Annotated in this window: 19 protein-coding genes; 1 reads left to right on the top strand and 18 read right to left on the bottom strand. The window is 35.4% G+C overall.

Annotation, left to right across the window (positions count from 1 at the left end):
- Positions 1-6 precede the first annotated feature (6 nt).
- The 12 genes from HND39_11190 to HND39_11245 all read right to left on the bottom strand — a co-directional run bounded on the left by HND39_11190 (position 7) and on the right by HND39_11245 (position 9,305).
- Positions 7-1,506, bottom strand: a complete 1,500-nt coding sequence (locus tag HND39_11190; GenBank protein ID QKJ96798.1) for a beta-propeller fold lactonase family protein — start codon at positions 1,504-1,506, stop codon at positions 7-9.
- Positions 1,507-1,627: 121 nt separating this feature from the next.
- The gene (locus HND39_11195) at positions 1,628-2,083 is read right to left on the bottom strand and encodes a hemerythrin domain-containing protein (GenBank protein ID QKJ96799.1); all 456 of its coding nucleotides are present in this window, start codon (positions 2,081-2,083) and stop codon (positions 1,628-1,630) included.
- 49 nt (positions 2,084-2,132) lie between these two features.
- Positions 2,133-2,759 carry a molybdenum cofactor guanylyltransferase gene (locus HND39_11200; GenBank protein QKJ96800.1) on the bottom strand — a complete coding sequence of 209 codons (627 nt, stop codon included), beginning with the start codon at positions 2,757-2,759 and terminating at the stop codon, positions 2,133-2,135.
- Positions 2,744-3,955, bottom strand: coding sequence for a molybdopterin molybdotransferase MoeA (locus HND39_11205; GenBank protein QKJ96801.1), 1,212 nt, complete (start codon positions 3,953-3,955; stop codon positions 2,744-2,746). The genes HND39_11200 and HND39_11205 overlap by 16 nt, the downstream gene beginning before the upstream one ends.
- A gap of 1 nt (position 3,956) precedes the next feature.
- Positions 3,957-4,430 carry an MOSC domain-containing protein gene (locus HND39_11210; GenBank protein ID QKJ97978.1) on the bottom strand — a complete coding sequence of 158 codons (474 nt, stop codon included), beginning with the start codon at positions 4,428-4,430 and terminating at the stop codon, positions 3,957-3,959.
- Positions 4,423-4,899, bottom strand: coding sequence for a cyclic pyranopterin monophosphate synthase MoaC (gene moaC / locus HND39_11215; GenBank protein QKJ96802.1), 477 nt, complete (start codon positions 4,897-4,899; stop codon positions 4,423-4,425). The genes HND39_11210 and moaC overlap by 8 nt, the downstream gene beginning before the upstream one ends.
- Positions 4,896-5,891 (bottom strand): GTP 3',8-cyclase MoaA, encoded by a 996-nt coding sequence (gene moaA / locus HND39_11220; GenBank protein QKJ96803.1) that lies wholly within the window; start codon positions 5,889-5,891, stop codon positions 4,896-4,898. The genes moaC and moaA overlap by 4 nt, the downstream gene beginning before the upstream one ends.
- 4 nt (positions 5,892-5,895) lie before the next feature.
- Positions 5,896-6,420: a chromate transporter gene (locus HND39_11225; GenBank protein QKJ97979.1), complete on the bottom strand. Its 525-nt coding sequence runs from the start codon at positions 6,418-6,420 to the stop codon at positions 5,896-5,898.
- Positions 6,417-6,734, bottom strand: coding sequence for a carboxymuconolactone decarboxylase family protein (locus HND39_11230; GenBank protein QKJ96804.1), 318 nt, complete (start codon positions 6,732-6,734; stop codon positions 6,417-6,419). Before HND39_11230 ends, HND39_11225 begins: the two co-directional genes overlap by 4 nt.
- Positions 6,735-6,764: 30 nt before the next feature.
- The gene (locus HND39_11235) at positions 6,765-8,060 is read right to left on the bottom strand and encodes a radical SAM protein (GenBank protein QKJ96805.1); all 1,296 of its coding nucleotides are present in this window, start codon (positions 8,058-8,060) and stop codon (positions 6,765-6,767) included.
- Positions 8,061-8,127: 67 nt separating this feature from the next.
- On the bottom strand, positions 8,128-8,595 hold the full coding sequence (locus HND39_11240) for a hypothetical protein (GenBank protein ID QKJ96806.1): 468 nt from the start codon (positions 8,593-8,595) through the stop codon (positions 8,128-8,130).
- Positions 8,596-8,639: 44 nt separating this feature from the next.
- On the bottom strand, positions 8,640-9,305 hold the full coding sequence (locus HND39_11245; protein ID QKJ96807.1) for a hemerythrin domain-containing protein: 666 nt from the start codon (positions 9,303-9,305) through the stop codon (positions 8,640-8,642).
- Positions 9,306-9,463: 158 nt separating this feature from the next.
- On the opposite strand from HND39_11245, the gene HND39_11250 reads away from it, so the two are divergent.
- A complete protein-coding gene (locus HND39_11250) occupies positions 9,464-10,561 on the top strand; it encodes a C4-dicarboxylate ABC transporter (GenBank protein ID QKJ96808.1) in 1,098 nt (365 codons plus the stop codon).
- A gap of 54 nt (positions 10,562-10,615) precedes the next feature.
- Here HND39_11250 and HND39_11255 read toward each other — a convergent pair whose 3' ends face one another.
- From HND39_11255 to HND39_11280, 6 genes are all read right to left on the bottom strand, one after another.
- Positions 10,616-12,106 (bottom strand): NarK/NasA family nitrate transporter, encoded by a 1,491-nt coding sequence (locus tag HND39_11255; GenBank protein ID QKJ96809.1) that lies wholly within the window; start codon positions 12,104-12,106, stop codon positions 10,616-10,618.
- Between the two features lie 39 nt (positions 12,107-12,145).
- On the bottom strand, positions 12,146-12,874 hold the full coding sequence (gene narI, locus HND39_11260) for a respiratory nitrate reductase subunit gamma (GenBank protein ID QKJ96810.1): 729 nt from the start codon (positions 12,872-12,874) through the stop codon (positions 12,146-12,148).
- A 57-nt stretch (positions 12,875-12,931) separates the two neighbouring features.
- A complete protein-coding gene (locus tag HND39_11265; protein QKJ96811.1) occupies positions 12,932-13,591 on the bottom strand; it encodes a hypothetical protein in 660 nt (219 codons plus the stop codon).
- Positions 13,592-13,594: 3 nt separating this feature from the next.
- Complete coding sequence (locus HND39_11270; GenBank protein ID QKJ97980.1) at positions 13,595-14,047, bottom strand: heme-binding domain-containing protein; 453 nt, start codon at positions 14,045-14,047, stop codon at positions 13,595-13,597.
- A gap of 96 nt (positions 14,048-14,143) precedes the next feature.
- Positions 14,144-15,694 (bottom strand): nitrate reductase subunit beta, encoded by a 1,551-nt coding sequence (narH, locus tag HND39_11275; GenBank protein QKJ96812.1) that lies wholly within the window; start codon positions 15,692-15,694, stop codon positions 14,144-14,146.
- Positions 15,695-15,865: 171 nt separating this feature from the next.
- Positions 15,866-19,486, bottom strand: a complete 3,621-nt coding sequence (locus HND39_11280; protein ID QKJ96813.1) for a nitrate reductase subunit alpha — start codon at positions 19,484-19,486, stop codon at positions 15,866-15,868.
- Positions 19,487-19,495 lie beyond the last annotated feature (9 nt).

Consider the following 19,495-nt stretch of genomic DNA (forward strand, 5'->3'; position numbering starts at 1 on the left):
ATTTGATTACCTTGCATTTATTCCTGAAGCATATCTTTCAACATCAATAATTCTGACCACTTCATTTGTAGCAGTTTCCACAAATGCCACATTTGAGATTCTTTGTTTTCCCACCGGATTATATCTTGGTTTATATCCATTCATCTCATTTGAACTTGTAGCAACAACATATTTGCCGTCAGATGTCAAATCAATTCCCCATAAATCATGAAAAGCATGATGCGAGATTTCATTTTCAATACTCCAGTTTGTTCCATCTTTCTTGATGACCTTAATTTTTCCTTCATGGAATACTGCAACATAAATTTTGGACCCGTCGGGTGTAATTGCCATCTGCATCGGATGATCGCCCATAGATAAACGTGCTGCTTCCTGACGCGATTGAACATCATAAATAATTACATAACCTGATCCCTTGCAGGAAACATACAAATATTTCCCATCGGGAGATATGTAGGCATGAATAGGTTCATGAAAGGGTGTTTGTCCGGGTGACATTAAAATTGGGTCACCATCGAAGTCATTTAAATTTGTGTCATATATATATATTCTGTCCCACTTCATATCTGCAATAAGCAGTTTGTCATCAGGTGTAATGGCAAGAGCGTGCGGTACACCGGCAATTGGCAAGCTTATTTCAGAAACCAGAGTCATAGTTGCCAGATCAATTTCGTACACACCTGTTATTGCACCTGGAGCGAGCGGAGATTTGGATACAAAAAGTTTTCTTCCATCACTACTGAAAACTATCATACCGGGGAATTCCAATCCACTTACAGTTCCGACTATTTGATAAGTGTTTATATCAATCTTAAGTATTTTACCTGCTGCAACAAGCCCGACATATAAAAATCCATCTTTTCTTGTGATGTGATCGGGATGATCAATGCTTGCCGGATTTAGATTAACATCAATCGTTCTTTTAACAAGTTTGTTTTGTAAATCAATAACTGACACTTCATCACCAGCCTGATTACAAACGAATATTTCATCATTTGAAGATAAGTATGGAACTTCACCTGAAAAAGATTTAGCGCCATTGTTTATCCAATCTCTGATTATGTTGATTTCATTGTCAGATAACTTTGGTTTGTTATAAGGCATTCGGAATGAAGAATTTTCAACATCTCCAATAACTAATCTATAAAGTAAACTACGCTCAGCATTAAATGGAATTACAGCCTCCCCTCCGTATTCATCAGCACCATGAAAAATATTTGATGATTTTTCATGCCCTGTTGTATCACCAAAGTGTCTTCCGGAGGAACCAAGTATCAACTTTGACCACGATTCAAATGAAAGATTGTGTTCCGGTTCAGTACCGGAATGACAGCCAGATTGCGCACAATTTTTTGCGAATATTTCTGCAACCTGGTATGTCTCAAATCCGTTAAAAGTATTGTCAACTATGGGTGGTGGATCAGAAACGGAATCACAACTTGAAAAAAATAATAAAAAAAAGACAATAAGTGCCGACAGTAGATAAAAATAATTATTTCGTTTCATCAGTAAATGCATTTAGATTATCGTCAATATGGTAATAATGACTAATTTGAATCAAGTCATTCTCTTGACGCAAATAAATTATTTTGGATTAATTATGAGCAATCGACAAGTGAAAATTAATTCAGTTGTCATAATTTTTCGGTGAGAGATCTTTTATTCTGAAAAATACATCTTCAAGTTCCTTATCGTCAACTGCATTATCAATCATTGGATAAAGTATGTTTTCCTCCTTAAGATTATGCTCGCTAAGGACTTCAAGTAATCCTTCTTCAAGTTCATCTGTTTGAGTATTACCATTTTTCAGATATGTGAAAATTTCATTTAAATAATTCTTTATTTCTCTGTGTTCCATTTTCATAACTGCGGTTGGACCTGTATCAGCCATTCCGGTTTTGCTTTCGAACAACGGAAATAAAATCTCCTCTTCCCATAAAATATGTTTTTGTAAATCTGTTTTAAATTCAGAAAAAATATCCATTGCTTTATTCTGATCGGAATCTCTCAGCTCTTTAAACTGAATATATATGTCATCCAATCTGTCGTGATCTTGTTCCATAAATTCTGAAATAGATTTCATTATTACTCCTTTGTTTTTGATTCTTATTAATTAACGATGCTGAAAAAATTCAGCTTGACAAATTCATTCTCCCTCTAACAAGTTCAAAGTCTTCAGGCTTATTCATATTTAGAAACATACCTTCTTCGTATCCGTCGTATTCATTAGCGATGTCTATAATTTCAGCATCAAGTTTTTGAACAAGCTGTAAAACTTTACATCCACACTTTTGAGAATTGTTAATCTCAAGTTTATCATCTTCAATAAGTTCAACTATTTCCTGTAAATCTTGTTTTGAATAGAGACCACACAACTGCTGAACGAATCCATCTGCTTTTGTAATCGTAATTGACTTATTGGTTTTATAATTGATGATGAATTCAATTACACCCTTATTCACAAACGGTATATCGCAGGAGATGATAAAATTCTTATCTGTAATCGAATGAGCTAATCCTGAATGTATGCCGGCGAGTGGACCAACATTTTTATAGATATCTTCAAACATTTCTATTCCAAGAAATTTGTATTCATCAGGAGTATTTGTTATGAGTATCACACGATCAAACAAACTCTTCATCAGTTCAGTAGTTCTTTCAATCATCGTCACTTCACCGACCTTAAGAAAAGATTTATTCAAACCCATTCGTTTGCTTTTTCCGCCGGCGAGAATTATTCCAGTTATATCTTTATACATTCTATCATTTCTCCTTTTTGGGGATTCATTCGCTCTTCTTCAATTATAATCAGACAATTTGCATTTGCAAGCTGCATCATATCAGCAGATGATTGTGCTTCTGAAGCTTTTACAAAGTATTTTCCTTTTTCTAAATTGAATCCCAAACGACCGCGAAAGAAATTTCTTTTATCATCTTTTTTAATAATTGATTCAGTTAATTCTGCCATAACAGAGTTGTCTGGAGTAATCCCAAAAAAATTCAGAATCGCAGGTTTGATAAAAATTAAAAAATTCACATAAGATGAAACCGGATTTCCGGGAAGTCCAAAAACCAATTTCGTCTTGTTTTCTTTTTCCCAAATACCAAATACGATCGGTTTGCCCGGTTTAATGTTAACTTTCCAGAATTTAACTTCGGTACCAAACTCGATTAATAATTCTTTAAGATAATCATACTTGCCAACGGAAACGCCGCCTGTTGTAACAAGGATATCAATATCGCTGTTAAACGCGTCTGCAAGTTTCTCACGGATTTTTGCTTTGTCATCTTTTACAAATCCAAAGTTTAACGTCTCCATATTACATTCATTCAATAAAGAAATAACCGAGTAAAGATTGGTCCCTCGAATTTTATCTTCAGTAACTTTACCATCAATATCAATAAGTTCATCACCGGTTGAAAACACTCCGAATTTAATTTTACGGTAAACTTTCACTTTCGATTTTCCGCATGCACCAAGTAATGAAATTTTATTGGAAGTGATTAATTGATTTTTTTTAAGTGCCAGTATTCCTTCTGATAAATCTTCTCCTTTTTTTCTGATATGTTGACTTTCCTTAATTGATTTTCCATCCGCAAGCATTACAAATCCGTTATTGGTAATTGCATCTTCAACGGGGAGAATTGCGGAAGTATTTTCAGGAATTTTGCCTCCAGTCATTATCAGAACAGCAGATTCATCATTCAGCGTGAATCGATTATAATTTCCGGCTGAAATTTCTCCAATGATTTTCCACTTTTTGATGTTAGGATTAAACCTGATTGCAAATCCATCCATTGCTGAGTTGTGAAAGGGAGGTTGGTTGATATCAGAATAAACATCATCAGCCAAAATTCTGTTGAGTGAATTCAGAAGATCAACTTCTTCAATTTCAAGTTTTAATTTTAGAAATTCATTTTTTACAATTTGATATGATTCTGTGTAAGAAATCATTTTAATCTGCTATATTAACTTCATCTGAAACGTAAATCGTACCACCTTTAATTACTTTTGCAAAAATACCTTCGGTTGGCATAACACAATCACCAACTTTAAAATAAATAGCACACTTTGTGTGGCATTCCTTTCCTATCTGCGTAACTTCAAGTTCAACTTCTTTTCCGATTTTAATTTTATTACCGACGTGTAAACCGGGAAGATTGATAAATTCTGTTGTAATATTTTCCGCAAAAGCACCGGGACGAAGTTTCGGTAAACCTTTTTCACGCATCGTAGTAATGCTTTCCATCGCAAGAAAACTTACCTGTCGATGCCAGTTTCCGGCGTGTGCATCTCCATCGATTCCATATTCTTCAATTAATTGTGCTGATGAAACATTTGATTTAGGTATTCCTTTCTTTTTACTTGTTGAGATAGCAACAATTCTTCCAGATTGAACATGATGTTTATTGAATAGTTTTTCATTTATGATGAAAGTTTCCACTCTTTCCTCCAGTCTTACTTAGTAATTTTATTTCCTTGATCGTAATTGATTTATCTAATGCTTTGCACATATCATAAATTGTTAAAGCTGAAATGCTGACAGCGGTCAGTGCTTCCATTTCTATTCCGGTTTGAGCTATAGTTTTAGCTAATGATTTAATTTCAACGGTATTTTTCTTCTCATTGAGATTTAATACAACATCTATAGAAGAAATGAAAATATTGTGGCAAAGTGGAATTAACTCAGATGTTTTTTTTGCAGCTTGTATGCCTGAAATTTTCGCAACTGCTAGTACGTCACCTTTTTGGATTTCATTGCTCTTTATTTTATCAAATACTTTTTTTGATACATGAACTTCAGCAGATGCTTCTGCTGTTCGCACAGTTTTTTCTTTTGATGAAACATCAACCATTTTTGCTTTGCCAGATTTATCTGTGTGAGAAAAGTTTTTCATCCACCAATGCTCATCATGTTGTTATAATTCATTTCTGCAAGTTCTTCTGCTTCGGGATGCTTGTACCATTTTTTCTTTAATGAATTTGAAATTACTTCTGCAATTATTTCATCTTCAATAGAATTATCACTCAGCATAATCTTTAAATCAATATCTTCCACAGAAGAAAACAGACAGAGTTTTATTTTTCCTGATGCGGTTATTCTCAAGCGATTACAACTATCGCAAAAGTGATTAGAAACTGAACTGATAAAACCAACTTTGCAATTCGTTCCTTCAACTGCATAATCTTTTGCAATTTTTCCTTCCTGAACCACACTCACTAATTTATATTTAGCTTCTATACGTGATTTCATTTTCTGCCACGGAAGGAACTTTTCATTATCCCAATTATTCCCGCTGAAGGGCATATATTCAATGAACCTGATATTAATATCGGTATCCTTAAAATAATCTATGAAATCAATAAGCTCATCATCATTTATGTTTCTGATAATAACAGAGTTTACTTTTACATTTTTGAAGCCTGTGTTCATTGCTATATTGATTGAGCGAAGTGTAGATTCAAACATGTCGCTCTCGGTAATCGCTATAAATTTTTGTCTGTTTAATGTATCAAGGCTGATATTCAGGGAATCCAATCCACATCTGTACAGAGATTCAATTTTATCTTCAAGGCAGGTTCCGTTAGTAGTAATTCCAACTTCAAAGGGATTTTCTTTTTTAAGAGAACACAACATATCAAAAAACTTGACTATATCTTTTCTGATTAATGGTTCTCCGCCTGTAAAACGAATTTTCTTTACTTCAAGATCTTTTACAAGAATTGTAATTAATCTTATTAATTCTTCATAACTAAGAATATCTTTTTTTGTTAATGAAGTATTAAACAACTTAACAGGATTACAGTAAATACAATTAAGATTGCATTTATCAATTAAAGAAATGCGGATGTAATCGTGGATCCTACCGAAGCTATCAACCAGTTTCATATTCTTAAAAAATTATTAGTCCAATAACAGCAGCAATGAGAACTACAAAAGCCGGATGCATTTTGAATGTAAGAATTAATGCTGCTCCGACGACGAGCATTAAATAAGCTCTCCAATCGGTTCCACTTTTAATTGCGTATTGATACATTATTGCAACAATCATTCCCACTATTGCATATTTAATCCCACTAAAAGCTTTATTAACGAATTCATTTTTTTCATATAATGAATAAAAATATGCAGTAAATAATATCATAATAGCGGGAGTAAACAGGTTACCTAAATTTGCTGCAACAGCACCGAGTATTCCACCGGTTTTGTAGCCTGTGTATGTGGCAAACTTAATTGAAATGGCTCCGGGGAAAATTTCGACCATACCAAGTACTCTTAAAAATTCTTCTTTTGAAAGCCAATGATTATTAGTTACAACTTCGCGTTCAATTAGTGGTAAAAGTGAATAAGCACCACCAAACGAAAAAGAACCAACTTTCAGAAACGAAAGGAAAAGTTGCAATAATGTTTCCATTATTTAATTCCAGTAATAATATCGTCAATCCAGCTTAATGCAGCCATCATAGATGGAAGCCCGATGGTAGGAAGAGATAGTAAAGCAACATGTCGCAATTCATCAGTAGAACAACCGGTAGCAATAGCTTTACGGGCATGCGAATGAACAGCGCCTTCGAGTCGTGCACCGGTTGAGATAGCAAGTTTTATTAATGCTCTCGTTTTTTCATCCAGTGGACCTGCGGCGTGAACTGCATCTCCCATTTTTTCATAAGCTTTTGCAACATCGGGATGATCTTCAGTAAACTTTTTAAATCGTTTTGGAATTTGCGACATTGTTAACCTCCTTCATCATTTATCTAAATATTATTTTTCGTTGTAATTTAAATGCAAAACTTTTTCATTTTCGTTTGTGATCGCATTCTTTGGAATCATTCTTAAGAAATCACCGTACTTCATTGGTTCTTCAAGTCTGCAGGACCAGACAAGCTGTTCTTTTCCGTCCTTATCTTTCCAGTAAGTAATGTCCGGGCATCCATCGCACATACTCTGATCACCATTAGCCATCAGATCAGGTGGTTGTATAATTAATATTGATTGCAGATGTGCTTTCTTAAAAATTCTGAACGGATTAACAGCAAGATATTTCAGATAATTTTTCAGAGCTTTCCTGACACCTTTATCGAAAAGTGATAACACAAACATTGTTGATCTTCCCATTGCCAATGTTTTTGGAGATGCATAGCTTAAGTATTTGTCATACTTAAAATGATAGACGGTCATTACCAGTTCCATAAACTTTTTACCAGTGTAGCCGAATATTTTATTTTTATTTCCGATTCTTTCAGAAAGAAGCCATTTGTAATCATCAGCTTTGTGAGTTCCATTTAAAAATGCGGATGGTGCAAAGTCAGGAAATCTTTCCCTGATTTTCTCCACAATCATCGGTGATTTTAAATCAACTACTTCTTCCTGCTCTGAATGATAATGTATGTCTGTCCAAACAATCCTTTGATCTCCAATATAAAAATTAAAGGGTGTATTTGGTGTAATATATCTGAACAGAATGAAGACCATTGTATCAACTATATCAATATGTTTTTGCGCCCAGGCAACCAGTTCAGGAACATACTGAAGTGTATCTCCATAAACAGTTGAGTTGAAAGAGCAGGCAATTCCTCCTTCGGCAGCAAGCATCTCAGCATAATAGAGACGAAGCTCGTTCAGTTCAACTTCATTTTTGTCTTTCCATTTCTCTTCTCTGCCTCTGCCTTGTTTTGAATCTATATGAAAAGTAAACCCGAACACGCCTGCTTTTTTAAGATTGTGAAGCAATTCTTTTGTAAGAGCAATTCCATTTGTATTTATTATTGGTTTGAGTCCTCTTGATTTTATATGCTTTACTAACTCAATTATGTGAGGATAGACTAACGGATCGCCACCGGCAATTGAGATACAATCTGATTTTCTTTGTGACTGGAAAAAATCAAGTTCGTGCTTTACCTGTTCCAAAGATTTATGAGAATTTTTTATGTTCTTCCGGTAGCAGCCATAGCAGCTAAGGTTACATTGTGAAGTTGGTTCAAGCCAGGTAATACCGTTATCCGGCATTGTCCATGGCATGCGGTAAAGTGATTCAACCGGGAAATATGGTTTACTCATTTGTTTGCCTCTAATTTTAAAGAATGATTACTATTTAAATAATATCTTAATGCAGTAAAATTAATCATCACCAAAGCATTGAAGCAAGTACAATTATTAGAAGACCAAGAGTGAGGTTAATTGTTGCTAAAGTGTGAAGAATTTTTTGTGATTTTATAAACTCAGCCTGAGGTGCTTCGCCTGGCTTTGGCATCGATCCTCTAAGTTTCGGTACGATGCGTATTGCTATTATCAATCCTACTGCGATTACGCAAAGGATAAGAATATGTTTTGCAGTCAATATAATTCCTGATTGAGAAGAAGTGTTTAAAAGCATTTCCGCAGGTGTTTTCAAGTATCCGGTAATAAGAAGAATTATAATGCTTATCCAGGCAGTGATAGAAAATTTTTTTGAAATGATACCCATAAGTTTCCCACTTTGCTGTGCATCAATTAATTTTAAGGATGGAAGTAAAATCAAGTGCATATAAATCATTCCTCCTATCCAGACAGACGTTGCCAGCAGGTGTAAAAAATTTATAATTTGATTTGCCATATTATTTTGCTCCATTCATTTTTGGTTTAGAAAATTTTAAAAAATTAATGTGGCGAAAAACGATCCATATTTGAACTCATTTCTGCAAATTCATTATTGGTTAAATTTAACTGAGCAAACGGAAACACAATTTTATCTTCTCTGAAAATATGTAGCCGCAGCATTTCAACCATTTGTTTACCTTGTTCGAGAGCTATGTCAAGAATTACAAGACGTGAAGACTGATCAGGTAATCTTCCGGCAAGTCCGAACATTGTAAAAGTGATGGCAGCGATCTGAATAAATTTTATGTGATCATCTTCCAGCATATCAACTGCATTTGTTTTCTCAGGACCTGTACTGTGTTCGCCTTTTTCAATATAACGTTGATTAAGAAGAGGGAATAAGAATTTTTCTTCTTTTAAATTGTGTGTGCGAATGTTGTTATCAACAAACTGAAAAAATTCCGAAAGGGCTCCGCTTACTTCTTTTTGAGCACTGAATCCATTTATTCTGATTTTGTTAAGTGTTTCTTCGAACATATCCAGTTTTTTAAGACAAGCTTTATGTTCATCCATAAAATTTTTAAGAACACTATTCATCTGTTCGTACTCAACCTCATCTAATGCCGGAGGTGAAAATGCGTCTGGCGGCTCCATCGGAGAATACTCTTCCGAGCTTTCTTTTTCAACAAATCTTTTAATTGGATCAGAGTTTTTATCTTTATTCATATTGATATTTTTCCTTCTCATTAAATGATGCAATAAATATAGTCATTAAACTGAAATAGTAAAGGTTAGAAAAATTCTCAGTTTAATTTTCTCAACATCATTTTTTTAATATATTTCTTTTGAACATTCCTTCTTTATTCATTAATTTAACTTAACGAATGAACAACAATAGTAGCATCTCCGCAGAAGGCAGTCACTTTATTAATAAATTGCGGGAAGTAGTCAAAAATCTTCCTCCAGCATATTTCGCTATGGTGATGTCCACCGGTATTATCTCAATTTCTCATTTCATGCTAAAAGTTCATATAGTAGCACATATACTGTTCTGGCTGAATATCGTATTCTATATTTTACTTGGGATATTGAATATCCTGAGAATACTGTTTTATCGTAAAGATTTTTTATACGATATGATAGATCATCAAAAAGGTCCGGGATTCTTTACTATTGTTGCCGGTTCGTGTATTCTTGGTAGTCAGTTCATCATAATCTATAATGATTACTCTTTTGCTTTTGCGTTATGGATAATAGGAATAATTCTTTGGGTAATATTCAACTATACAATTTTCACAGCTTTAACTGTAAAAGAAAACAAACCGTCGCTTGATCAGGGAATAACCGGTGCCTGGCTTTTAGCTGTAGTTGCAACCCAGTCAATTGCAGCGCTAAGTACATTAATTGCAGCACACCTTGAACAACCTTACAAATTACAAATGAACTTTCTGGCTCTGTGTATGTGGATGTGGGGAGGTATGCTTTATATCTGGATGATCTCACTGATTTTTTATCGTTATACATTTTTCAAACTTTTTCCGGGAGATCTTTCACCACCTTACTGGATAAATATGGGTGCGATGGCAATATCTACTTTAGCAGGATCTCTGTTGATATCAAGTACTCACCATGCACCTTTTTTAGAATCGCTAATTCCTTTTGTTAAAGGTTTTACAATTTTCTACTGGGCAACCGGAACGTGGTGGATACCAATGCTTTTTGTGCTTGCTATCTGGCGACATATATACAAACGATTTCCACTCAAATACGATCCTTTATATTGGGGTGCGGTGTTTCCTTTAGGAATGTACACTGCCTGCACATTTCATATGGCAGATTCAATGGACATCTACTTCCTTGAAGATGTACCGAAATATTTTATTTATATCGCGCTAACTGCATGGCTTGCAGCATTTATTGGATTTTTACATTCTGTTTATGATCAATTCAACAGGTTTATATCCAGAAATGCAACGCAATAAATGTAATTGTTGCCAATGACATCTTAATAAATAAATCAAAGAACAATAAAAATTTTATTTTGCTGTTTCGAATTTTTCCTGAAGCTCGGGTGATTTTTGATTCAACATTCTTGTTACAACTTTATGAAACCAAATGTAACACGTAATAGAAAGCAATAGCATTAGAAACCAGCTTGATGTCCATACACCGAGTACACTCAATAAATATCCAAAAATAATCGGGCAGAAAAAACCACCTAATCCACCGAGAACTCCTACCGTACCGCCGACCACACCAACTTCATTTGGAAAATATTCCGGAATAAATTTATAAACTGCACCCATTCCGATTCCCCACGTCATACCAATTAAAAGAACAAATCCTGTAAAAATCCAAACATTAGCCTGGAAAAATATTCTCGATACACCTCTTGCTAAAAGTTCACGTTTATTAACTTCATCACCAACTTTAACTGCAGCTTCGTGCCATGCTTCAATCTTGGGAAGAACTAAAGTAGCATTTGCTTCGTGATAATATTCAGCAGCCTTTTTAATAAGAGGATATTTTTGATCGTCTAAAACTATTTCATTCTCATTAACAGCAGTAACTACACCGCTTTTGATAGCTGTAACACCTTCACCGGGTGAGTAAATTTCCATCCTCGGAAAAATTAATAGAAACGCAAAAACGATTGATGCTCTGAATACATAATACATAACTTTTCGCGCACCAAATTTATCAGCAAGCCATCCCCCAAAAGCGCGGATAAGTCCTGCAGGTAAGCTGAACATCGCAGTTAAAATACCTGCGGTTACGAGAGTCATGTAATAAGCGTTCACATAATAAGGAATCAACCATTGCGAATAGGCAACAAAGCATCCAAAGACAAGAAAATAATACAAACCGAAACGCCATAGTCGAATCTGCTTAAGTGGATTTAATAATTCATTAATTGATTTTTGTTTTTCAGGAATTCTGTTCGTCGTAAAAATGAAAAATAAAATTCCCATTGCTACCAGAGCAGCGGCATAAATTTGCGGCAGCGTTCTCCAGCCTTCCACATTATTGCCGTGATTAGTTAAGTAGTCAAGCAGTTTTGGAGCAAAGAATGCAGTTAAAGCGGTTCCGGCGTTTCCAGCTCCAAAAATTCCGAGAGCTGTACCTTGTTTATTCTTTGGATACCAGAGCGATGTAAAAGCAATTCCGCAAGCGAAACTCGAACCCGTTAAACCAAAGGCGAAACTTAACAAAGCAAATATTGTATAATCATTTGCATAAGAAAGAAGGAACATTGGTATAGAGCAGAAGAACAAAAGAGTTGTAAAAATAATTTTTCCACCGAATTTATCTGTCAACATTCCAATCGGGAATCTGAAGATTGCGCCAGAAAGAATCGGGATACCCAGAAGCCAGCCAACCTGAACACTGTTCCATTTAAAGATGTTGTAGTCCACAAGGAATGTAACAAGTACTCCGTTCAGTGTCCATGCAGCAAAACAGATTGTAAAAGCAAGTGTGTTGAAGAAAAGTATCTGGTGAGATTTAAATCCTGCTTTTTCTATCATCACATTTCAACTAATTATTTTTAATAATTGTATCTTTAATTAATTATTCTTTGGTTTAGTAACTGCCCAGATTGAACGAGGGTTGCGAATTTTTTTTCGGTTCCAATACCAGATAACTTTCTGATATGGTCTCCATAAATAACTTAAAGGAGGAACGAGCAAATGAACCAATCTTGAAAAAGGAATTAATAAAACAATAAGAAAAGCAATTGCGATGTGTAGTTGAATTACCAGCGGCAGATTAGTTACCGCAGTAATCTGTGGATCAAGTGTAAAGATTGACATAAGATATGGTGAAAGAACAGCGGCAAACCATGAAGAACCCCAGCGATAACCATAAGCAATCCACAATCCTAAAAATATTTGACTGAGAATTAAAATTTCTATTATCAGATCCATTTTAGTTGAAACCATCTGGATTCTGGGATGAGTTTTCCTTCTTATTATCAGAAGAAACATTCCCACAAATGCACTTATACCAAAAATGAAAGCTGAAACTTCAAGTATTAATAATCTTACCGGCTGATCATTCCATAACAATACTTCTCTTGGAAGCAGAAATGCAACGAGATGTCCGAAGAATAAAAATATTATTCCATAATGGAACGGAACTGAGCCAAAAAATAATTTTTTACCTTCCAGAAACTCAGATGATAAGGAAGAGAATTTAAACTTTGTTCCTCTGTATCTGTAAACTGTTCCAATGAGAAATACTGTAATTGCAACATAGGGCAGAGCAATAAAAAGAAAGTTATAAAGTATGTTCATAGCTGTTAATTATTTTGTTATAAAAATTATTCTTTAGTTAAAGATGAAATCTTTTCGTTAATCAATTTCTATTTCCGTTTTAATTGATTTGGTAAAACTATTCGAACTTAGTTCATTGTTCGGTTTAATATAGTTGAAATCTTTTTTAAGGATTTCGTTAATGGCAGTTAGCGGCTTCAGATATATTCTTCCGTAATCTTCTGACTGATCAATAATTGTTTTGTGCTGCCTTTTATAAATTTTATTTTTCATATTGACGCTCTCAGCGTTAAACTCGCTGATAATTTTGTCAAGAGCCGGAATAATTATTATCTCAACAAGCTCATTTCGTATCTCTGCATTTTGCATTCTTGGAATCAGTCGAAGCAGATTTGCGAGATTATCTGCCAGTTCATTTCCGCAATCATTTCCAGCTTCCTGATGTTCTTTATTTAGATTGACGAGCAGTTCACCTCTTTTGTAGTCATCACCGAATAGCACATAACCAATATCTAGAGTTGTAATTGCCTGCACATCAAAAGTTCGAGTAAATAATTCTTCCCACTTCCACTTTGAAACAGTTTTTGTAAATTCAAAAAAATCATTCATGACTTCAGATACATCGGGATAACTTTTATCCAGCAAATTATGAAGCTCATCTATTTTACTTCGGACTTCTTCATTTGGATATGTGAAAACGGATGCGAACAATTTATAAATTTCAAATGTTGAGTTCATTGCTTAATCCATCTGGTTATTTATGACAGGGTTTGCCGATGCGTTAAAATCATTAACCCATTTTTTAATTAATTCTTTATCCTCTGCAGTTAATACAGCGTCCGGATGAAGCGGAATGTAAATAGACATTGGCATTTCACCCTTTTCGATCTCTTCCCAAATTTCTTTTATTTTTTTAGCACGTCGTTTATCTGAGTATTTATCCCATTCAGAAAAGTTTAATTCATCTCTGCCTTTAACAACATCTTTCGATACCAGCCAGGAAACCGGGGCAATATGGCTGTACCAAGGCCATACAGTTTCATTAGAATGACAATCATAACAGCTTCTTTGCATGACTGATTTTATTTCTTTTGGAAAATTTAATTCACCAGTTACGGGCGGATTCGTTTTCTCAACTGCAATAAATTGTATTGCAATAAAGACGATTAGCAGACCTAATAAAATTCTATATATTATTTTTTTTGAAATTTTGATTTTCATATAGCACTTTTTTCATCCCTAATGGACATCTTATTGTTTAATAATAAATTAAGAACAGAAAATAATAAACTAAACACCTCTGCTCGGTTTTTCCAGGAATCCAAATCCAGTTGAGCCTTTCACATCAGCAGTGTTTTCGATCATTTCAATTGCCAGTTCACGATGTGCAGGAGGAATAACAAATCGTTCATCAAATTTAGCGAGCGATGTTAAAGCAAAAATTGCATCTGCTTTATCTGATGTTAATCCTGTATCAGTCAAAGCACCATTTGCTTTTTCTGCACTAATATCACCAACAGTTACACGTCTTCTGTGAATTCTGACTGCCATTAATTTTTTTAATACTTTCTGAATTTTTGAAGTATCGCCGGCACTGAGAAGATTTGCCATATATTGTAATGGAAATCGTGATTGATCAATAGTTCCCCATAATTCTTCCGTGCTTGTATCATAAAGCCAGTTGTCATCCCACTTTTTGGAAATCGGATCAAGTTTATCCAACTGCTCTTTATTTTTCTTTTCACTTAATGACGCCATAACCGGCAGTAGAGGTGGAACATAAAACAACATTGGCAGAGTTCTGAACTCTGGATGAAGAGGTAATGCAAGTCCCCATTCCTTAACAAATTTATAAACTGGTGAAAATTGTGCAGCGTGAATTGTTGAATCTGCAACACCGTTTGCTTTTGCTGAAGCAATAACTTCTTCGTCAAAAGGATCAAGTATAATATTCAACTGGCTTTCAATAAGATTTTCATCACTTGCTGAAGCTGCTTCATTTATACGATCGGCATCATAAAGCATAACGCCAAGATATCTTATTCTTCCAACACAGGAATGCATACACGCAGGAGCCAAACCTGCTTCGAGTCTCGGGAAACATAAAATACATTTTTCGGATTTACCTGTACTCCAGTTGTAATAAGATTTTTTGTAAGGACATGCAGTAACGCACATTCTCCATGCACGACAAACTTTTTGATTTATCAGAACTATTCCGTCTTCACCTCTTTTATAAATAGCACCTGACGGGCACGATGCAACACAAGCAGGATTTAGACAATGATTACAAATTCTCGGCAAGTAAAAGAATGCCATCTGTTCAAGCTGGAACATTGCTTCCTGTTCAGCGGGTGAAAGGTTTTCAAGATTCGGATCTTTTCTTGCATAATCAGGAGTTCCGCTAAGATCGTCATCCCAGTTTGGACCAGCTTTAATGTCTATCGGCTTACCTGTAATAAGAGATATTGGTCTTGCAGTTGGCTGATCATCCTGTTTTGGAGATTCAATCAGGTCAAGATATTTGTAAGTCCATGGTTCATAATAATCATCGATGACAGGTAAATACGGATTGTGAAAAATATTTGTTAGTCCTTTTATTTTTCCTGAACCTTTCAATGAAATACTGCCATTATTCTTTTCCCAGCCGCCTCTATATATTTCCTGATCTTCCCATTTTGAAGGATAACCGGTACCAGGTTTTGTTTCTACATTATTCCACCACATATATTCCGCACCTTTTCTGTCAGTCCAGATATTTTTGCAGGCAATAGAACAAGTGTGGCACCCGATACATTTATCCAGGTGAAATACCATTGAGATTTGTGATCTTACGTCCATAATTTTTTATTTATTATTTATTATTGATGATTTTTTTGCAATTGAACAGAACAGAGAGATGACATCTTTCTGTTCATGAAATATCTCTTCGATCTTTAAATAGAGACTTTGATTTAAATTTCCTTATAGTAATATCTAAAGATGTCATCTCTCCACATCTTTTTTCATAAATTAAAACACCACTTCATCCATCTTTTTAATTACAACGTGAGTATCCCTGTTTGGAGCCGTCGGACCCCAGTAATTAAAATGATAAGTAAACTGTCCATAGCCACCTGCAAGCAAATTTGGTTTGAGATGAACACGGGTAAAACTGTTATGTCCGCCAGCCCGTTTGTTTCCTCTCACTTGTGATTTAGGAATTCCAACTGTTCGTTCAGGTACGTGATAAACAATGCAAACACCTTTTGGAATTCTGGTGCTCACGACTGCACGGGTGCAATACACTCCATGATCATTATAAACTTCAACCCAATCATTATCATTTATACCAAGCTCTTTTGCATCAGCTTCATTTATCCAGCAAGGTTCACAGCCTCTGGATAAAGTGAGCATACGAAGGTTTTCCATGTAAGTAGAATGAATATGCCACTTACCATGTGGAGTTAGGCAATTAAATATTTTTGCTTTTCCTTCTTTCAGCGTTTCTCTTAAATCGCCGTAAACTTCCGGAGAAGGCGATGGTTTATAGGTTGGAAGATGTTCACCAAAAGCTATATACATTTCGTGATCAAGATAGATATGTTGTCTGCCTGTCAAAGTTCTCCAGGGAACTAATCTTTCAACATTGTATGTGAATGGTGCATAAGCTCTTCCATTATCCATAAGCCCTGACCATAACGGAGAATTGTTATATCTTCTTGGCTGAGCTTGAAGGTCTGCATAATTAATTTTTACATCCTTACTTCCTTCGCCAAGATCAACCAAAGTTAATCCTGTTTTCTTTTCAGCATTCTGATAAGCACGTACGGTTAAATGACCATTAGTTAATGTTGAAAGATGCAATACAGCATTTGATGCCCAGACATCTTCTTTTATTGATGGATATGATTTCCCATTAAATTTTTCAGTTTGAAAGTGATAAGATGTAATCATTTCATCATACTCTTCTTCACATTTATAACCATTGCCGTGAGCATTAAGTCCATTAGTTTTTATATTTTCCCCGAGCGAGATGTACTTTTTGTAAAGTTGAGTATAATCTCTTTCAACAATTGCAAGCTTGTGCATTGTTTTTCCGGGAATTGCTTCACATTCATTTTTATACCAATCTTTCACTGAAGGCTGTGTTATTTCGTCAGCACTATCATGTGAAAGGGGAGAAGCAACAATATCTTTCAGCGGTTCAGAAAAATGTTTTTCAGCAAGCTTGCTCGTTGAAAGTGCGATTTCCTTAAAAATACCCCAATCAGATTTTGCTTCCCACACAGGAGCGATTGCTGCGGAAAGTGGGTGAATGAATGAATGTAAATCAGTGCTGTTTAAATCTGCTTTCTCATACCACGAAGCTGCCGGCAGAACAATGTCAGAATACAATGCAGATGAATCCATTCTGAAATTAAGATCAACTACCAGATCCATTTTTCCTTCGGGTGCAATGTCATGCCATTTTACTTCCTCAGTTTTCTGATCGTTCATATCAACTGCAATGAGATTCGAATGTGTTCCCAGATAATGTTTAAGAAGATATTCGTGTCCTTTCATGCTGGCCAGTACTGCATTTCCTCGCCAGATATACCACACACGCGGATGATTAATTTCAGCATCAGGATCTCCGGCTGCATATTGAAGTTCTTTTGATTTTAATTTTTCAAGAACATACTTTTTAATATCGTCATCGTTTTTTGCGCCGTTGTTAACTGCTTCTTTGCATAACTCAAAAGTATTTTTATTAAACTGCGGATAAAAAGGCATCCATCCCATTCTGACTGATCTGAAAATCTGATCAGCGTGATGACCGCTTGTCCATTCGTTCTCCGGCAGTTTATTATATTTTGAAAAATATCCATCATAACGATATTGACACGTGTTGATATAATGCCAGATAGGTGCTTGTTGAAGTCTTACGGCTCCAACCCAATCTCTTGCGAAAGCAATAGTTCCCCACGAATCAACAGGAGCTAATTTTTCCTGACCAACATAATGATTGAGTCCACCGCCGTTTTTACCAACACAGCCCGTTAACATCAACGCCATAATTCCTGCACGATAAATCAGATTATTATGATACCAGTGGTTAACTCCTGCACCAATAATTATCATACATTTGCCTTGAGTTGCTTCTGCTGTTTTTGCCCATTCTCTTGCAAACTGAGTTACTGTATTTCTGTTTACACCGGTGAAAATTTCCTGCCACGCTGGAGTGTATGAAGAATCTGTGTCATTATAATCAGCAGGATAATCTCCTTTAAGATTTCTACTGACACCATATTGAGCCATTGTAAGATCATAAACTGTTGTAACCGGAATCTTCTTACCTTCAATTGTTTCTATATATTTAACAGGAACTCCTCTCATCCGCTTTTTATCTAATCCGAACTCAGTGAATTCAACCTGCAAAACTTCATCGTTATTATTTATTAATGAAAGAAGAGGGTTATAAGATGAGTTGTCCTCACCATCTTCAAATTTCATATTCCATTTGCCTTGCGTTTTATCCCATCGGTGACCCATACTTCCTTTTGGCATCACCAGCTTTCCGGAACTTTCATCAATATTTAAAAATTTCCAATCACCGTTTTCAGCATCTTTATATTTCGAAATTCTGTTAGCTCTTACTAATCTTCCTGCTTTATATATATTTCCTTCTTTTTCTATCTCAACTAAATAAGGAGAATCAGTGTATTTCTTTACATAGTTGATGAAGTACGGGGTTTGCTTTTCAACATGAAATTCTTTTAATATTACATGAGTAACAGCCATCCAGAAAGCGCCATCACTTCCTGCATGAAGTGGAACCCATTGATCAGCATATTTTGATACCTGACTGAAATCAGGTGAGAAGACAACTGCTTTTGTTCCGTTGTGACGAGACTCAGCGAAGAAGTGAGTGTCAGGTGTTCTGGTCATATTTAAGTTCGCACCCATCACAGCGATGAATTTAGAATTATACCAATCAGCACTCTCACAAACATCTGTCTGCTCACCCCAGACTTCGGGTGATGCATTTGGCAGATCACAATACCAATCATAAAAACTTAAATTAACTCCGCCGAATAGCTGAAGAAATCTTGCACCTGAAGCATAACTCAGCATTGACATTGCAGGAATTGGTGAGAATCCAATTACACGATCAGGACCATATTTTTTTGCTGTGTAGATATTTGCAGCAGCAATTATTTCTAATACTTCATCCCATGTAGCTCTTCGGAATCCACCTTTGCCCCTCGCTTTCTGATATTCTCTTCTTCTTTCTTTGTTGTTTTGAAGATTTTCCCATGCAAGTAAAGAATCACCAGTTTTATTTTTTTCTTCTCTGTAAAAATCCAGGAGAGTTCCGCGAACTAAGGGATATTTAATCCGAAGTGGACTATACAAATACCACGAAAAAGAAATTCCTCTCTGGCATCCGCGTGGCTCGTATGGTGGTAAACTTCCTTCAAGCAAAGGATAATCAAGCTGTTGAGTTTCCCATACGACTATTCCATCTTTAACGTGAATCTGCCAGGAACAACCGCCGGTGCAGTTAACACCGTGAGTGCTTCTTACAATACGATCGTGTTGAAAACGATTCCTGTAAAACTCTTCCCATTGTCTTGTTTGTGGTGATATTAAATCTTTAATCCAGCTCATAGAAAATTT

Source organism: Ignavibacteriota bacterium (assembly GCA_013285405.1).
Lineage (GTDB): Bacteria > Bacteroidota > Ignavibacteria > Ignavibacteriales > Ignavibacteriaceae > IGN2.

Excerpts from the sequence above, each read along its gene's own strand:
- HND39_11190 (QKJ96798.1), bottom strand. The coding sequence starts at position 1,506 with ATGAAACGAAATAATTATTTTTATCTACTGTCGGCACTTATTGTCTTT.
- HND39_11195 (QKJ96799.1), bottom strand. The coding sequence starts at position 2,083 with ATGAAATCTATTTCAGAATTTATGGAACAAGATCACGACAGATTGGAT.
- HND39_11200 (QKJ96800.1), bottom strand. The coding sequence starts at position 2,759 with ATGTATAAAGATATAACTGGAATAATTCTCGCCGGCGGAAAAAGCAAA.
- HND39_11205 (QKJ96801.1), bottom strand. The coding sequence starts at position 3,955 with ATGATTTCTTACACAGAATCATATCAAATTGTAAAAAATGAATTTCTA.
- moaC (QKJ96802.1), bottom strand. The coding sequence starts at position 4,899 with ATGAAAAACTTTTCTCACACAGATAAATCTGGCAAAGCAAAAATGGTT.
- moaA (QKJ96803.1), bottom strand. The coding sequence starts at position 5,891 with ATGAAACTGGTTGATAGCTTCGGTAGGATCCACGATTACATCCGCATT.
- HND39_11230 (QKJ96804.1), bottom strand. The coding sequence starts at position 6,734 with ATGTCGCAAATTCCAAAACGATTTAAAAAGTTTACTGAAGATCATCCC.
- HND39_11235 (QKJ96805.1), bottom strand. The coding sequence starts at position 8,060 with ATGAGTAAACCATATTTCCCGGTTGAATCACTTTACCGCATGCCATGG.
- HND39_11240 (QKJ96806.1), bottom strand. The coding sequence starts at position 8,595 with ATGGCAAATCAAATTATAAATTTTTTACACCTGCTGGCAACGTCTGTC.
- HND39_11245 (QKJ96807.1), bottom strand. The coding sequence starts at position 9,305 with ATGAATAAAGATAAAAACTCTGATCCAATTAAAAGATTTGTTGAAAAA.
- HND39_11250 (QKJ96808.1), top strand. The coding sequence starts at position 9,464 with ATGAACAACAATAGTAGCATCTCCGCAGAAGGCAGTCACTTTATTAAT.
- HND39_11255 (QKJ96809.1), bottom strand. The coding sequence starts at position 12,106 with ATGATAGAAAAAGCAGGATTTAAATCTCACCAGATACTTTTCTTCAAC.
- narI (QKJ96810.1), bottom strand. The coding sequence starts at position 12,874 with ATGAACATACTTTATAACTTTCTTTTTATTGCTCTGCCCTATGTTGCA.
- HND39_11265 (QKJ96811.1), bottom strand. The coding sequence starts at position 13,591 with ATGAACTCAACATTTGAAATTTATAAATTGTTCGCATCCGTTTTCACA.
- narH (QKJ96812.1), bottom strand. The coding sequence starts at position 15,694 with ATGGACGTAAGATCACAAATCTCAATGGTATTTCACCTGGATAAATGT.
- HND39_11280 (QKJ96813.1), bottom strand. The coding sequence starts at position 19,486 with ATGAGCTGGATTAAAGATTTAATATCACCACAAACAAGACAATGGGAA.